The following is a 15,792-nucleotide window of genomic DNA, read 5'->3' as shown; positions in this document are numbered from 1 at the left end:
GGTAAGCACCTACGCACCCGCAATTCGGTCCTCACCACCACCGTTCGTCCTGAGCGAAGTCGAAGGACCAGCGCCACCTTCGCACTGGCCCACCTCGCTCAGGTCAACGGCCAGCCAGTTACCGCGCCCGCCACGTCGCAGGCATCGTCCGCGCCGGGACGGTCACCGTCACCGTCTGGGTGATGTCCGCAGCGGAGGTCCCCAACATCACACGGTAAGCGCCACCGGCGATGCGCCACTGCTGCCCGGCTTCGTCCCACGTCGCCAGCACCCGCGGATCGACCGTCACCGACGCACCCTTACTCGCACCGGGGGCCAGTGCCACCTTCGCGAACCCGCCAAGCCGCTTGGGCGCTTCCCATCCGCCCGCGACCGGCGAGACATAAATCTGCCCAATGGCAGCCCCCGCCCGCGCCCCGGTGTTGCGCATCTGGAAGCGCGCGGTGATCGCCCCGTTTGCTACGCCTGCCTTCAGCCCGCTGCCGGCGAACTGCGTGTAGGACAGACCATAACCGAACGGAAACAACGGCTTAATAGCCTTTGCGTCAAACCATTTGTAACCGATTGCAGCGCCCTCTCGGTACACGACGTCGCCGCTATGCGGCACCGCCGGATCAGGCAACTGGTCCACCCCGCGCGGGAAAGTGACGGGGAGACGACCGGACGGATTGACCTTGCCGGTCAGAACGTTGGCGATTGCCGCCCCGCCTGCAGTGCCCGGATACCAGGCTTCCAGCACCGCGCTGACCTTGTCGAGCCACGGCATCGCCACGGGCCCACCGGTCTCGAGCACCACCACCGTGTTGCGATTGGCCGCGCAGACCGCATCGATCAGCGCGTCCTGCTTCCCGTCGAGCGCCATCGGCACATCGAACGATTCCCCGGCCCATTGCGTCGCGAACACGATCACGACGTCGCTGTCCCGCGCCAGCGCGGCGGCGGCGGCAGGGTCGTTGCCGTCGGCAAAGCGGACGTCCGCACCGGGGGCCTGCCGCTTGATCTCCTCCATCGGCGAGGACGGATAATACATCACCGGGCCCGGCCAGTAGACCGGGGTGATCCCGGGGACCGCATTGCCACCGACGGGATAGACCAAAGACGATCCGCCCCCCGCCAGCACGCCCTTATCGGCGTTGCCGCCGATGATCGCGATCCGCTTGGCGCTGGCAGTCAGCGGCAGCAGGTTGCGCTCGTTCTTGAGCAGCACTGTTCCCGCCTCGGCCGCGGCGCGCGTGATCGCGGCATGGCCGGGCATGTCGATTGTCTGTTGCTGCAACGGATGCTCGAACAGCCCCTGCGCAAACATCCCGTACAGAATGCGCTCCGCCATCAGGTCGAGCTGCGCGGGTTTGACCGTCCCCTGATCAAGCGCCTCGGCCAGCGGACGCCCGAAGAAGGGCTTGGTATCGAACGGAAAACCCGAATCCTGGTCGAGCCCGGCGTTGGCGGCGGCGACCGTGCTGTGCGCCGCGCCCCAGTCGCTCATCACATAGCCCTTGAAGCCCCAGTCACGCCGCAGCACGTCGGTCAGCAACCAGCTGTTCTCGCAGGCATAGGCGCCGTCGACGCGGTTGTACGAACACATGATCGATCCGGGCTTGGCGGCCTCGATCGCCAACTGGAACGCGAGCAGGTCGGAGACGCGTGCGGCGCTATGGTCGATCACCGAGTTACCCGCGTTGCGATCGGTTTCCTGGTCGTTGAACGCGTAATGCTTGATCGTGGAAATGACATGGTTCGACTGGATGCCGATCACCTGCTGCGCGACGATCGTGCTCGCGAGGACCGGATCCTCGCCGCCATATTCGAAGTTCCGCCCGTTGCGCGGCTCGCGCATCAAGTTGACCCCGCCCGCGAGCATCACGTTAAACCCGGACCGCCGCGCCTCATCGCCGATCATCGCGCCGCCCGCATAGGCCGCGTCGCGATCCCAGCTTGCCGCGATCGCAATCCCCGATGGCAGGGCAGTCCGCTCCCGCTTGACCTTCGCCCCGCCCTGCGTGGCGACGCCGACGCCCGCGTCAGTCTGATATTGCGCTGGAATGCCGAGGCGCGGGATTGCCGGAACATAGCCAGCCGATCCCGCGAGGGCTTCCTTGGGCGCGGTGTAGCGCGAGATGGGAAAATCGGTGCCGAAGTAGCCGAACACCAACGTATGCTTCTCATCGCGCGTCATCGCGGCGACGAGCGCCTTGGCGCGTGCTTCGGGGGTCCGCTTCGTGTCGTTCCATGCGCCCTTCAGCGCAGGCTTGTCCCATGCCGGTAGTGCCGGCATCCCCGCATCGGGTGCGACCTTGGCGGGCGGAGGCGGCGCGGCGACCTGCGCCGATGCGGCCCCGGCGATCAGCAACAGCGGCGCAGCCGCGACACGGAACGTCATTCGTTTCTCTCCCTGGATCGCGGTTCGATTGGCTCCGAATCGCTGCCGTTATGCCGATGATGGGATATAGCCGTATCGGTACCGAACCGATCCGGCAAACATCGGACTCTGCTGGCGATGTCAGGTTTCGATCTCAGGATTCTGGGCGCCGTCTTTAGAATGTGACGAGCAGGTTGGTTTCGATGAAGCGCACGGTCGTATCGTCTTGCGCGATCGCATCGGGCGCGTTCCGCAGGAAGTCGCCCTTGAACAGCACGGCGAAGTTGCTCTCGAGACGGAGATGCTCCGGTATGACCCAATAGCGCAGGCGCCCCTCGACCTGTTGCCCGCCGAACCGACCCGATCGACCCGTACGGTCCAGGATGTTGTAGAACCTGTCATAGCGCGATGCGAGCCAGACGCCGCGATAGTCCGCCAGAACCTCGGTGCGTTTGGTCGGCTTCGCTTCGAACCGGATGCCGGGTGCGCTGATGTTCTCCCGCGCCAGCGCCGAATAGGTGCCCGACGGACCGAAGTCGTCGCGACGGCTGCCGAACAGCGTATCGAACCGATGCGACACGCCGCCCGTGCCGTCCTGCCGCCCGTTCCCGCTCGCATAATCATAGAATAGTCCGATGCGCGGCTTGAGCGGACCGCCAAAGCTGTACCCGGCCGCCGCATGCGCAAAGCCCGCCGTCATCCGCGCATTGGTCGCGTCGGCCATCGTCGAATCGCTTGCGCGACCGAACTGGTAAGCCCCTTCGAAATCGTAATCATACGCGCGTGCTTCCGGCTCCCGGGACAGCCGCACGTCGATCGTGTGGAGCCGCCGATCCGCTGTGGTGCGATCGACCGAATCGTGCTCTGCCAGTCGGTAATAGGCCGCTTCGATCTGGCCGCGACCAAACACCTGCTTCTGTCGAACATAGGCCCCGAAGAACACCTCGTCGAACGTCTCGCGATCGAACCGGACCACATTGCGTCGAATAGCGTCCTCGCCGTCGGGCAGGCGTTCCTGCGGGAGGAGGTAGAACACGCTGATATCGGTATTGCGCCGCGGCTCGAGATCGACGCGCAGGCCGGTAAACCCCGTGATCGTATTGCGATATTCGTCAGTCGCGACGAGCCGCCCGGACCCCAGGTTGACCAGGAACCGACCGCCCTCGATCGCCACCTTGCCGACCGGGCCGCTGCCATGATCCAGTCGCAGCTTGAGATACGCCTGCGGGAGTTCGAGCGCGTTGATGTCGTCACTGTCGAGCTGGCTGGTGCTGCCGATGCCGTAGCCCCGGCTATCCACCAGTTCGCCCCCGATCGTCAGCGGCCCGGGGCCATATTCCACCGCAACCCCCGTGCGCACCAGGAACGCCTGCTCCGATCTTGCGAAGTCCGGGCGAGGCCGTCCCCCCACGGTTTCGTACCGGACGCGCATCGCCGCGGTAACGAGAAGACCGCTGTCGTCCTTTGCGGGGGCGGTATTCTCCTGCCCCGGTTTCTCGGTCGATGATGCCGGGGAAGCGGGCAACGACTGTGCGCCCGCAAGCGCAGGCGCACCCGCGATGCTCGCCCAGGCACCGTATCGAACGGCACCGCGTAACAACCGAACCGGCGTCATTGCGTGTAATCCCTGCACCTGATCGCCACACCCTGATACGGCGCGACACCACCCGTCGCTCGAAGCGCTTGATAGCCTTCGAAGTTCCCGTAAGACCGACGCAGTCATGACCCGCTTCACCGTCAACAATCAGCCCGTCCAATATGCGATGGACCCCGCCACGCCGCTGCTGTGGGCGCTGCGCGACGCGTCCAATCTCACCGGCACGAAATACGGCTGCGGCACTGGGGATTGCGGTGCCTGCATCGTCGACATCGACGGTGCCGCGGTCCGATCCTGCCAACGTACGATCGGCGCGGTGGAGGGAAGTTACGTCACCACGATCGAGGGCCTGTCGCGCGACCGCAGCCACCCGGTCCAGACCGCGTTGATCGCCAAAAACGTCGTGCAATGCGGCTTTTGCATTCCGGGGATCGTGATGGCGGCGGCGGTATTGCTGCAACACAATCGCGCCCCCAGCGAAGACGACATCCGCCGCGAGATCACCAACCTGTGCCGCTGCGGCATCTACCCGCGACTGGTCGAGGCGATCCTGCTCGCGGCGAGTATCCAGCGCGGCGACGAAACGGTCGACGCGCCCCCTGCCCCCGGCATCCTCCCCGCCGAAGCAGCGCGTAGCGTTCCCGCGCTGGTCGTGCGACGGTGAGGAAAGCTTTCGCAATGCTGTCATGACAATTCAGCCATGATGCAGCGTGCGCAGAGTAGATCGTACATAACGGCCCGGTCTTCTGCCCTGCCGCGGTAAAGGACATCATCGATGCGCAAGTCTTTGCTCGCCGCCATCATTGCGGCAACCGCCCTGATCCCGGCGGCGGCGTTCGCGCAGGACGGCGGCGAACGCCGCGGTCGCGGCGAAGGGCGCGGCGGCCAACCCGGACAACAGGCGCAACCGCAGGGCCAGTTCCAGCGCGAGGATCGGGGCCAGGGGTTCCGCGGCGATCGCGGACCGGATGGCGGCCAACGCTGGCAGCAGCGCGCCAACGGGCAACCCCAGTTCCAGGGTCAGCCGCCGGCCCAGCCCCAGGTTCAACCGCAGCCACAGCCGCAGGGACAACCTCAGGGACAACCCCAGGCGCGGTTCGAACGTCCAGACCGGCCGAACCGACCGGACGGCGACCGCGGCGGCTTCCAGCGCCCCGGCGGATGGGATCGCACTGCTCAACCCGGCCAGCGCCCCAACCAGGGCTTTGGTCAGCGCAGCGGGACCGAGGGCGACCGGCGGTTTGACGATCGCCGTTCTTTCGATCAGCGGGGCGACGATCGGCGGGGCAGTGATTGGCGCGGAAACGATCGCCGGGATTTGAACGGCCGAGGCAACGACTGGCAGAACGGCAATGGCCGCGGGGGCGACATACGCGGCGCAAACCGGGGTTGGAACGGTGGCAATCGTGGCTGGAACGGTGGCAACGGTGCTTGGAATCGGGACTGGCGGCGCGACAATCGGTTCAATTACGGCACCTATCGACGTCAGAATTACGCCGCTTACCGCCTCCCCCGCTATTATGCGCCGAGTGGCTGGGGCTATGGCTATCGCCGGTTCGGGATCGGTTTCCAGCTGAACTCGCTGTTGTTCCGGCAGGATTACTGGATCGACAACGCAGACTATTACCGCCTGCCGCCCGCTTACGGCCCCTATCGCTGGGTCCGCTACTATAACGACGCACTACTGGTCGACGTCCGCACCGGTAACGTCGTCGACACGGTCTACGACATCTTCTGGTAAGCCAGACGGGGTCGCGTTGCGCGAGCGACGCGACCCTCGGGCAGCCTGTCCCCCCTTGTCTTTTGCCAAGTCGGCGGCAAGTTAAGGCCTATGGGCTTCTTTTCCAAAAAGTCGCCGGCGACGTCGCCGGTGCGTCGCACGTTCGGCGAGACGGTATCGCGCCGCCTCGACGCCAATCCGTCCGTCACGCAGTCGCCGGTCGACGGGGCACAGATTTATCGCCACCCCAATTTCCTCGATGCCGCCACCTGCGCGAAGTTCGTCAAGATCATCGACGCCAACCGCCGTCGTTCGACCGTTCTCGCCGAGGACGCCGTGCAGGAATTCCGGACCAGCGAGAGCTGCGACATGGATCGCTGGTCCCCCGACGTCCGCCCGACCGACGAGGCGATCGCCGCGCTGCTCGGGATCGATCCTGTCCACGGCGAGACAATGCAGGGGCAACGCTACGCGGTCGGCCAGCATTTCCGCGCGCACAACGATTACTTCAACCAGGACCAGCCCTACTGGCCCAAGATGATCGAAAGCGGCGGGCAACGGACCTGGACCGCGATGATCTACCTCAACGACGTCGACGAGGGTGGGGCGACGTGGTTCCCGCTGATCGGCGTGCGGATCGCGCCCAAACGCGGCTTGCTGCTCGCGTGGAACAACATGCGCCCCGACGGCAGCCCGAATACCGACACCCTGCATGAGGGTATGCCCGTCACCGGGGGCACAAAATACATCATCACCAAATGGTTTCGCGAAGGCAGTTGGATCAAGTCCTGATCGGTCAACCGCGTCGCGGCCTTTGCGCATGCGGCCCGATCCCCTACAGCGAGGCCGTGAACACCGTCCTCAATATCGACCGCTCGATCCTCGGCCAGCCTTGGCGCTGGCGTTTGCTCGAAACCGACGCCCGCGACCCGGGCTTCGCGCCCGACGACCTCGTCACCCAACTGTTGCTCGCGCGCGGGTGTTCGCGTGACGACATCGCGCTGTACAAGGCACCGAGCATCCGTGGCTTCATGCCCGACCCGTCGATCTTCCAGGACATGGACAAGGCCGCGAACCGACTAGCCGATGCGGTCGTGGCAGGTGAACAGGTCGCAGTGTTCGGCGATTACGATGTCGACGGGGCCACGTCCGCCGCACTCGTCATCCTGCTGCTGCGGGATCTCGGGATAGAGGCCCGCCCCTATATTCCCGATCGCCTGACCGAAGGGTACGGTCCGACCGGTCCCGCGATGGTCCGACTGCACGATGAGGGCGCAAGCCTGATCATCACCGTCGATTGCGGCGCACAGGCGTTCGACGCGCTCGCGACCGCGCGCGAAGCCGGGGTCGACGTCGTCGTCGTCGACCACCACAAATGTGCCGCCGCGCTGCCGCTGACGCATGCGTTGGTCAATCCGAACCGTCTCGACGAGACCGATGGCGCGGCGCACGGTCACCTCGCCGCCGTTGGCGTTGCCTTCCTGCTCGCCGCGGCGCTGGTGCGCACATTGCGTGCACGCGGCTATTTCGAGACCCGTACCGAACCACGCTTGCTCGATCTGCTCGACCTTGTCGCGCTCGGCACGGTTGCGGACGTGGCACAACTCAAGGGCCTCAACCGCGCGTTCGTCGCGCAGGGCCTCAAGGTGATGGCGCAGCGTCGCAATATCGGACTCAACGCGCTGATCACCGCGTCGCGGCTGACGCGGGCACCGACGTGCAGCGATCTCGGCTTCGCGCTCGGACCGCGCATCAATGCGGGCGGGCGAGTCGGCAAGTCCGATCTCGGCGTGCGGCTGCTTACTACTTGCGATCAGGCCGAAGCGGATGCGATCGCGGTCGAACTCGATCGGCTCAATGAGGAACGCCGTGCGATCGAGGCGATCGTCCAGGAAGCCGCGGATATCATCGCGCAGTCCAAGAGCAACCGTGCGGTGCTCGTCGTCGCGGGGCATGGCTGGCACCCCGGCGTCATCGGCATCGTCGCGGGACGGTTGAAGGAGAAATACGGACGCCCGGCGCTCGTGATTGCGATCGACGATGCCGGGATGGGCAAAGGATCGGGCCGATCGATCCCGGGGGTCGACCTTGGCGCGGCAGTGCTGGCGGCAAAGGACTCGGAGCTGCTCGTCGCGGGTGGCGGGCACGCCATGGCGGCAGGGCTGACGATTGCCGAAGACCGAATCGCGCTTCTCGACGACTTCCTGAGCGACCGGCTCGACGCAGCGGTCACGCGCGCCATGGGCGACCGCGCCCTCTTGCTCGACGCGGTGCTGACGACCGCGGGCGTGAACCCGGAACTGGTCGCGGCGATGGAAGCGGGCGGCCCCTACGGCATGGGCTGGCCGCAACCGCGAATCGTCGCGGGACCGGTCCGCGTGATCAAGGCCGACATCGTCGGCAACGGGCATGTCCGGGCGATTGTTTCCGGGGACGGAGGCGGAACGCTCAAGACGGTCGCGTTTCGCGCAGCAGAAGGGCTGCTGGGCCAGGCCCTGCTCGGCGCCCCGCCCCACCGCCGCCTGTGGCTCGCAGGGCGCGCTAAACTGGACGACTGGGGCACGCGACCATCCGCAGAATTACACCTCGATGACGCAGCATGGGCAAATTGATGCGTAAAGCGCTTGACCGCCGCGCAGACTTTGCCTAACCGGCCCTTCGCTTCCCGAGCAATCGGGGACGGCCCCTTCGTCTAGCGGTTAGGACGCGGCCCTTTCACGGCTGAAGCACGGGTTCGATTCCCGTAGGGGTCACCAACTCGCCACTAAGTGGTTGAGACTGGCGTAATACCAAGAAAATCAATGCTTCGTAAGGCGCCCGGTGCTACAAAAGGGTGCTACAAATGGGACGTCGCATGTCGCATTCCGTCAAGCGCAGCAAATCGCATATCGAGCAATTTCGCATGGTCGTTCCTAAGGACGTCCGTGCGCTCATCGGCAAAACCGCATGGACGGAATCGCTTCGGACCACTGACCATCTGATAGCTTGCAGAAAGCGCGCCGATCTGGTGGCCAGATACACTGCGGAGATCGCGGCTGCGCGAGCGGGGATCGCGGCAGCACAAGCGGAGATCGCCCGCCAGGCGGAGGTTGATGCCGTAGCTCTGCTGGATCAAGCCTTTCAGCGGCTGGCCAAGCCGCGAGGCTCGATGGACCGCGCGATTCAATTGCAACTACAGCTGCTGGCGAACCTGGTCGTGGATTCCTGGGCCGGAGCAGGACAGGACTTGGGTGAGCAGTGGTGGGGAGACTTCCTCGTCCGTGAGCCAGTCATTTGCGATGAACCCGTTCCTTCTCTCGATAGCGAACGCGAGCGCACGATCTATCGGCTGAAAGCCAATCTGCTGGAGGGGCGCGGCATCGTCGACGGTCTCGTGCATCAAGAGCTTGCTGCTATTCTCCTCGACCGGGGAGTGTATCATCCACTCTGGTCGGTAGTCAGTTATATGCGCTCGCTGGAGCCCGACCTGCCTCTCGAACCCGACACACTCTACGAGGTTGTTGCCAAAGCCTATTTACGTCGACTGGTTGAACATCGGTTTGAGAGCTGGCCGGAGAATTTTATCGAAGCACTGTCACCGCTCGGTTGGATTGCGGCTCCGGCAGAGCCTGCCACACCGCAACCTGTCCCGATCGCCGTACCGCAACCTGTCCCGGTTGCCGTGGACAATCCTAGCCTCTCGGCGATGCGCCTGTCGGAAGGCCTGCAATACTGGATTAATCAGCGTCGTCCCCGCCAGTCGGCTGTGACCGAAGCTAGACGTGGTGTCGCCCGTTACATCGCCTTGTTCGGCGATGTCATCGTAGGCGACATTACCCGGGCGCAGGTGATCGAGTTCCGCAATCTCATCGCGGACATCCCGCCTCAAACCGAACTCGCCAAGCTCGCCGCTACCCGCTCCACACTACGCTCGGTGATCGATCAGGCGCGTCAGAAACGGAAGATCTGGGAGGAAAGCGACCGACAGCAGCCGGAGCCAGGCAGGCTGGCACCAGGTTCGGTCAAAAAGGATTTAGGTGCGATTAGCCAAATCCTTGGCGCCATCCATTCAGACCTCGGTGAAGGGACGAACGTCGCAGCTGGCATCCAGATTGCCGGCTACTCCAGGACCCGGCAGGGACAGCAGCGGCCTCACCTTCCTTTCACGCCAATGATGATGCAGCGGCGGTTCGACAGCCCCTTGTTTACGGGGTGCGCTGGGATCGGCGACATGGATCGAACGCGGCCTGGACCCCACATCTTTCAGGACGAGCTTTACTGGTGTCTGCTATTTGGCGTCGTCGGTGGGCCGCGCCTGGGCGAAATCGGCCAAATTGCTCTCAAAGACATTCACGATTGCGACTTAAAGCGCACGTTTAATGGTGAGCTGGATGGACATTGCACCTTCCTTCACATCACCGGAACCGGCTCGGGTCAAAATACCAAAAACGATGCGTCCGAGCGCTATGTCGTGCTTCACGAAAAGCTGATCGACCTCGGTTTTCTCGATTACGTCCAACGGCGTCGCAAGGCAGGGAAACAGCAACTGTTTGATCTCAAAGCCACTAAAATGCGTCGCTCACCAAAGGCTTGAGCCAGCGTCTCAATCGTTATCTCGATCGAGTGGTCACTGATGATCCGCGCTACGTTTTTCACTCTACCCGGCACGAGTTTACTGACCGCGCCGATCTTAGCCTGATGCCTACTCGAGTTGCGAACAGCATCAAGGGACATGCGAACCTTACTGAAGGCGATAAATACGGCCTTGTATCGATCCAGCTCCAGTATCGTCATCTCAAGAATCTGGATCTCGGGTTCATTGACTGGCCACGCCTGATCCAAGCAGCGCGGATAAGCGCGTCTCAGGGTTAAACGGTTCAAGGAACGCTGCCATATCGAAGTCGTCCGTAACGGGCCGGATGCGCACACTTTATCCCCAGACAGGATTAGATATGTGCCGGTGGATGATGTTGGCGCAAACGGTCTGTTCGAGGCTCGAAACAAGTGCCTGAGCGGACCGTATCCATCCCCTTGGCAAAATGGATTGGCGAAGGCCGCAGATAAGACCATGGCCTTGCCGTTACCATCATCGGAAAGCTTCCGCTTACCGCCTCGCCGCTTCTATATCCTACATGCCGAAGCGGGAGTGCGCGCAGGCGCGGACAACCTCCGCAGCGGCTTTCTCCAGTCCGACCGTACGGTCGGTCCAGTGGTTGAATGGCGCAACGAGCGACACCCAGATCCCGTCCGGGCCGACCGTGAGAAACAGCTTATCGTGTTGCGGGACGAGGTGAAGCTGCCCGTCCGTGTCCCGGAAGAAAGCAAGATCAGGCATGAGGATCGGCCCGGTCGTCGATCTTAGCGCAACATCCACCCACACCGGGTCGAGCGTCTCGGGATGAAAACCGTGACGCACCAGGATCGTGTCGCGGTGCGCAGCCGAGCGCAGCAAGGCCTGATCGAAAACGCGGACGTTGACCGGGGTAGCGGCCAGTACGACATTGTGATCGAGACTTTCGAGAGCACCCGCCGGCAGGCCGGTGTTGCCACCAAGCGGGTAATAGGTCTCACCGCCGAGCGCAGCGAGGAGGTAGTCGAGGATCGCGATCGATGTGGACGGCAGCGGTTCGTGCAATATGCGGGGCATGGAGGTTGAGCCTTCTTACTTGCGTGTTCCCCGAACCGACTGGTTCGGATCAGGCCCGCTCGCTTTTCATTTCGCTTTCCGGGCTTCGCTTGCCCTTCCTGTCGTCCCCTCTCCGGTCCCTTCGCGCGATCGCAGTGTGCAGCGATCCCGACCATGCCCACCAATCAGATCGCCGAGAGTGACGTACACCCAACGGTCGAGCAGATGCGCACTGTCCGCCACGGTGAGTTGGTCGGCGTCGCTGCCAACACCAGGACAATAGGAGGCCATCATGGCCACAATGGCATGGCCGTCGGCACCAAGCGGCTGCCGCTGCCACCCACGGCGATCCTTCCAGTCACGAGGCTCTGGTGCAGGTTGCGACGGCCGTCGGGCTCGATCCGATCGAGGCGAAGGCGATCTTGTCGTCGGACCGATATGCGGAGGACGTCCGGAAGGAGGAGCAGCTTTGGCAATCGCGCGGCATAAGCTCGGTTCCGGCCGTCGTGATCAACGGGCGGTATCTGATCTCCGGTGGGCAGCCGCCGGAAGCCTTCGAGCAAGCTCTCCGCAACATCGCGGCCGAGGCTCAGGACGCAACGGTCGCCGCCGGAGAATGATGCTGGCGGCTATGCCATGACCGACCGCAGCGCGATCGGTCATGGCATAGCATCGGCGGCTGCCACTGAGCCAGGTTGGTCGTTCTTGGGGCGGGATCAGACCTGCGCCATTCCGCCATCGACCGGCAGCTCGGCCCCGGTGATGAAGCTGCTTTGGTCGCTGGCGAGGAACAGCGCCGCCGCGGCCACTTCTTCGGCAGACGCCATACGGCCGAGCGGGATGAGTTTCGCGAGCGTCGCGCGAACCTCGTCGGACGCCGAGGCCATCATGGCGGTGTCGGTCGGTCCCGGTGCCACGACGTTGACGCGGATGTTGCGCGGCGCCAGCTCGTTGGCCCAGGTCCGCGCGAACGAGCGTACGGCGGCCTTGGTCGCCCCGTAGACGCCATAGCCTTTCGTGCCGATCGCGGCGGCGATCGAACCCACCAACACGATCGAGCCACCGTTTGGCATGATCGGCGTCGCAGCCTTGGCAGCAAACAGCAGCGCGCGCACGTTGAGATCGAAGGTCCGGTCGAAATGATCCTCGCTGATCGCGTCGAGCGTCGCGAACTCGGAGATGCCGGCGTTGACGGCGAGCACGTCCACCCGTCCGGCCTCGCGCCTTACCGTCTCGAAGAAGGCGGCAAGCGCCGTCGGATCCGCAGCATCGACGCGGCGCGCGCGCAGCTTGCCCGCCCCATGCTGGACCTCCCCCTCTTCGGCGCGACGGCTGGTGGCATAAACCGTGGCGCCTTCCGCCGCGAACCGCTCCGCGATGGCACCACCGATGCCGCCGTGGCCGCCGACCACGACGGCGATTTTTCCTGAAACCATGCCCGTATGTCCTCGCATCACTGATGATGACAGACAGATATAAGTTCTATATCTAATCACAATAAGGCACCTGATGGTGCGTAGATATTGAGGCGTATACCGATGGCCACAGACGTGCTCGAACTGCCGCTCGATGTCGCCGCGACGCGGCCCGTTCTCGACCATATTGCCAACAAGTGGACGGTGCTGATCCTGAGCGTCCTCTGCACCCAGCCGGCGCGGTTCAACGACCTCAAGCGCCGTCTCGACGGCATCACCCACAAGGCTTTGTCCGAGGCATTGAAGCGTCTGGAACGCAACGGACTCATCAGTCGCAAGGTCCTGCCGACGCAGCCGATCGGCGTCGAGTACACGATTACGGATCTCGGCTGCTCGCTACGCGAACCTTTTGCTGCCCTTTACAACTGGGCGCTCGCCAATGGTCCCGCGCTCGAAAGCGCGCAGTGTGTCTATGACGCATCAAAACGGGGCGACGGCTTGCAGGAGGATATCTAGCAACGAAAGGGCAGGCTACCTTCGCAAACTACCCCAAATTATGATGCCTTTCGGGACAGCTGGCGCGTAGCGAGCGGCAGCTATCCACCTCGATGTGCCCGATAGCCGCTCGGGCGGCGAAGTCCCCAACTCCGGACCATCAAATGCGCGCGACGGCGAACCCGGATGAACGGCCGGTTTCAGGGATACAGATCGACGCGCTGAACGGCGAAAATGGGACGCGTTGCGGCCAGACGGCTTCGCGCTGGGCGAACGGCAGGTTCTGGTGGAAGCTGTTGTTCGAGGCCAAGCTGGCAACGACGCATATTGGTCGAGAGCCGACCCCAGCAGCCGGCGTGGCTGACCCACAAACGGCCATTCAGACGCACAAAGCCGCTTCCCAAGAGCGGACATCTGTTCATTTGGCCGGGCATTCACCAGCGGCTGCGTCCTGGCTGCGAATGAAGTCGACGAACGCGCGCAGGGGCGGCGGCACTAGGCGGCGGCCCGAATAGTAGAGTAAGGGTCCTGAGAATGCCTGCCACCAGTCCGGCAGAACCGGTTCCAAAGTTCCGCTATCAATCGCTGGCCGCAGCCAGCTTTCGAACAGGGAGACGATCCCGCCTCCTCCAATCGCCACGTCGACCAGCAGATCCGCCGCGCCCGTGACGCTGGCGATCAACGGGCCGTGCGGCTCGACTCGCACGATCACGCCTTTGCGCTCAAACTCCCATGGACTGGTCAGCGCGCCGCTGGTGAACCGGCCGCGCAGGCAGGCATGGTCGAGTAGGTCGCGCGGATGGTTCGGGCGACCATGCGCGTCCAGATAGGCCGGCGACGCCGCCGTTGCGAAGCGCTGCACGCGCGGGCCGATCGGCACCGCGATCATGTCCTGCTCCAGCCGCTCGTCATAGCGGATGCCTGCGTCGCAGCCCGATGCCACCATGTCGACGAAGCTGTCCTCGGCGACGATCTCGACTTGGATCTCGGGATACGCGGCGAGAAAGCCGGGCAGGATCGTCGGCAGCACCAGTCGCGCCGCGCTTACCGGCACGTTGAGGCGGAGCGCACCCGCCGGCCGCTCGCGGAACAGGTCGACCACCTCGAGCGCCGCCTTCACCTCGTCCAATGCAGGCGTCAGTCGCTCGATCAGCTGCGTGCCCACCTCGGTCGGCGTGACGCTGCGCGTGGTGCGGTGGAGCAGTCGAACGCCCAGTTGCGCTTCCAGGCGCCGCACGGCTTCGCTGAGCGTCGAAGCGCTCGATCCAACCGTACGGGCGGCGTCGCGAAACCCCCGCGCCCGCGCGACCGCTAGAAAGGCGTTGAGATCGGCAAGCTCGGCTTTCATCGTTCGGTTTTCCGTACAACCCGTGCGGATCCGTCGGGCTTATCTGCACGATCCGCAAGTCGTATCTCCGTTCCAGCACAGGAGATGACCATGATCGACGAAGCAGGAACCTATTCGCTGGCCGGGCGCAGCGTGAAGCGGCTAGGCTATGGCGCGATGCAGTTGGCCGGACCCCGCGTGTTCGGTCCGCCGCGCGATCCCGACCAGGCGATCGCGGTGCTGCGCGCCGCGATCGTGGCGGGCGTGAACCACATCGACACAAGCGATTTCTACGGCCCGCACGTCACCAATCGACTGATCCGAGAGGCGCTGTCGCCCTACCCCAATGACCTGTTGATCGTTACCAAGATAGGCGCGCGCCGCGGCGAGGATGCGTCGTGGCTGCCGGCGTTCGGACCTGAGGAGCTCGCGCGCGCAGTCGAGACCAATCTCGTGAACCTCGGGCTGGAGGCGCTCGACGTCGTCAACCTCCGCCTGATGTTCGACGTGCACGGCCCGGCGGAAGGATCGCTGGCCGCGCCGCTGAAGGCGGTCGCGGATCTGCAACGTCAGGGGCTAGTGCGGCATATCGGCCTCAGCAACATCACCCCCGCCCAGTTCGAGGAAGCCCGCGACATCGCCGAGATCGTTGGCGTCCAGAACCACTACAACCTAGCCCATCGCGGAGACGATGTCCTTATCGACATGCTGGCAACTGAGGGCGTCGCCTATGTCCCCTTTTTTCCACTCGGCGGGTTCAACCCGCTTCAGTCGTCGGCGCTTTCCCACGTTGCGGAACGGCTAAGCGCGACGCCGATGCAGGTGGCGCTTGCCTGGCTCTTGCAACGCGCGCCCAACATCCTGTTGATCCCCGGCACCTCGTCGGTGGCGCACCTGCACGAGAACCTTGCCGCGGCATCGCTAAAGCTGCCCGAGGAGGCCGTCGTCGAACTCAACGCTATCGGCTGATACACTTGGGCGCAGTAGCACACTGCTGCGCCCTGAACCGCCTTGACCCAGGCCCGGACATTCGAGCACCCCTAGCCGCTTCCCGTTTTCGGCCATTCGTTCATCTCGTTGAACGGCAGGTTCTCGGCGACTGAGTCAGCCGCTCGTACGACCTAAAATGGTGGAGAGCGGTCCTTCCGCCTGGACTGGAACTACAGCCAGGCACGCGATCGCAACCCTGTGCTACGATCCAGTCCGACGAAGCACCGAACGATTGCGTGGCAGCCAAACCTCCTTGTTGTCGTTTGCCGAATTTACCTCCTTCA

At 64.1% G+C, this 15,792-nt stretch carries 14 protein-coding genes, 1 tRNA gene and 1 pseudogene; 10 read left to right on the top strand and 6 right to left on the bottom strand.

What is annotated here, in order from left to right:
- Positions 1-118: 118 nt before the first annotated feature.
- Both ABIC17_RS07675 and ABIC17_RS07670 read right to left on the bottom strand, forming a co-directional pair.
- Positions 119-2,380, bottom strand: coding sequence for a glycoside hydrolase family 3 C-terminal domain-containing protein (locus ABIC17_RS07675; RefSeq protein ID WP_354280651.1), 2,262 nt, complete (start codon positions 2,378-2,380; stop codon positions 119-121).
- Between the two features lie 154 nt (positions 2,381-2,534).
- Positions 2,535-3,974 carry an alginate export family protein gene (locus tag ABIC17_RS07670; protein WP_354280649.1) on the bottom strand — a complete coding sequence of 480 codons (1,440 nt, stop codon included), beginning with the start codon at positions 3,972-3,974 and terminating at the stop codon, positions 2,535-2,537.
- 106 nt (positions 3,975-4,080) lie between these two features.
- Here ABIC17_RS07670 and ABIC17_RS07665 point away from each other — a divergent pair, with 106 nt between their 5' ends.
- Positions 4,081-4,620, top strand: a complete 540-nt coding sequence (locus ABIC17_RS07665) for a (2Fe-2S)-binding protein (RefSeq protein WP_354280647.1) — start codon at positions 4,081-4,083, stop codon at positions 4,618-4,620.
- Between the two features lie 105 nt (positions 4,621-4,725).
- Here the strand turns inward: ABIC17_RS07665 and ABIC17_RS07660 are convergent, their stop codons facing one another.
- The gene (locus ABIC17_RS07660; protein ID WP_354280646.1) at positions 4,726-5,136 is read right to left on the bottom strand and encodes a hypothetical protein; all 411 of its coding nucleotides are present in this window, start codon (positions 5,134-5,136) and stop codon (positions 4,726-4,728) included.
- A 138-nt stretch (positions 5,137-5,274) separates the two neighbouring features.
- Between ABIC17_RS07660 and ABIC17_RS07655 the strand changes: the two genes are divergently transcribed.
- The 6 genes from ABIC17_RS07655 to ABIC17_RS07630 all read left to right on the top strand — a co-directional run bounded on the left by ABIC17_RS07655 (position 5,275) and on the right by ABIC17_RS07630 (position 10,527).
- Positions 5,275-5,697, top strand: coding sequence for an RcnB family protein (locus ABIC17_RS07655; RefSeq protein WP_354280644.1), 423 nt, complete (start codon positions 5,275-5,277; stop codon positions 5,695-5,697).
- Between the two features lie 90 nt (positions 5,698-5,787).
- Positions 5,788-6,468: a prolyl hydroxylase family protein gene (locus tag ABIC17_RS07650; RefSeq protein ID WP_354280642.1), complete on the top strand. Its 681-nt coding sequence runs from the start codon at positions 5,788-5,790 to the stop codon at positions 6,466-6,468.
- Between the two features lie 56 nt (positions 6,469-6,524).
- Positions 6,525-8,288 (top strand): single-stranded-DNA-specific exonuclease RecJ, encoded by a 1,764-nt coding sequence (gene recJ / locus ABIC17_RS07645; protein ID WP_354280640.1) that lies wholly within the window; start codon positions 6,525-6,527, stop codon positions 8,286-8,288.
- A gap of 69 nt (positions 8,289-8,357) precedes the next feature.
- Positions 8,358-8,432, top strand: a tRNA-Glu gene (locus ABIC17_RS07640).
- Between the two features lie 98 nt (positions 8,433-8,530).
- Positions 8,531-10,249: a DUF6538 domain-containing protein gene (locus ABIC17_RS07635; protein WP_354280638.1), complete on the top strand. Its 1,719-nt coding sequence runs from the start codon at positions 8,531-8,533 to the stop codon at positions 10,247-10,249.
- Entirely contained in the window at positions 10,246-10,527 is a 282-nt protein-coding gene (locus ABIC17_RS07630; protein WP_354280636.1) for a site-specific integrase, read from the top strand. Before ABIC17_RS07635 ends, ABIC17_RS07630 begins: the two co-directional genes overlap by 4 nt.
- Before the next feature lie 256 nt (positions 10,528-10,783).
- On the opposite strand, the gene ABIC17_RS07625 is transcribed toward ABIC17_RS07630, so the two are convergent.
- Positions 10,784-11,302 (bottom strand): hypothetical protein, encoded by a 519-nt coding sequence (locus tag ABIC17_RS07625; protein ID WP_354280634.1) that lies wholly within the window; start codon positions 11,300-11,302, stop codon positions 10,784-10,786.
- A 332-nt stretch (positions 11,303-11,634) separates the two neighbouring features.
- Here ABIC17_RS07625 and ABIC17_RS07620 point away from each other — a divergent pair.
- Positions 11,635-11,901 (top strand): annotated as a pseudogene (locus ABIC17_RS07620) (DsbA family oxidoreductase); the annotation flags it as partial.
- A 96-nt stretch (positions 11,902-11,997) separates the two neighbouring features.
- Here ABIC17_RS07620 and ABIC17_RS07615 read toward each other — a convergent pair.
- Entirely contained in the window at positions 11,998-12,717 is a 720-nt protein-coding gene (locus tag ABIC17_RS07615; protein WP_354280632.1) for an SDR family NAD(P)-dependent oxidoreductase, read from the bottom strand.
- A 114-nt stretch (positions 12,718-12,831) separates the two neighbouring features.
- On the opposite strand from ABIC17_RS07615, the gene ABIC17_RS07610 reads away from it, so the two are divergent.
- The gene (locus ABIC17_RS07610; protein WP_354280630.1) at positions 12,832-13,212 is read left to right on the top strand and encodes a winged helix-turn-helix transcriptional regulator; all 381 of its coding nucleotides are present in this window, start codon (positions 12,832-12,834) and stop codon (positions 13,210-13,212) included.
- Positions 13,213-13,609: 397 nt separating this feature from the next.
- Here the strand turns inward: ABIC17_RS07610 and ABIC17_RS07605 are convergent, their stop codons facing one another.
- A complete protein-coding gene (locus ABIC17_RS07605; protein WP_354280629.1) occupies positions 13,610-14,539 on the bottom strand; it encodes a LysR family transcriptional regulator in 930 nt (309 codons plus the stop codon).
- Positions 14,540-14,623: 84 nt separating this feature from the next.
- On the opposite strand from ABIC17_RS07605, the gene ABIC17_RS07600 reads away from it, so the two are divergent.
- Positions 14,624-15,487, top strand: a complete 864-nt coding sequence (locus ABIC17_RS07600) for an aldo/keto reductase family oxidoreductase (RefSeq protein WP_354280627.1) — start codon at positions 14,624-14,626, stop codon at positions 15,485-15,487.
- Positions 15,488-15,792 lie beyond the last annotated feature (305 nt).

This window comes from Sphingomonas sp. PvP056 (assembly GCF_040549155.1).
GTDB lineage: Bacteria > Pseudomonadota > Alphaproteobacteria > Sphingomonadales > Sphingomonadaceae > Sphingomonas.
This window is presented reverse-complemented; position numbering and strand designations above follow the sequence as displayed.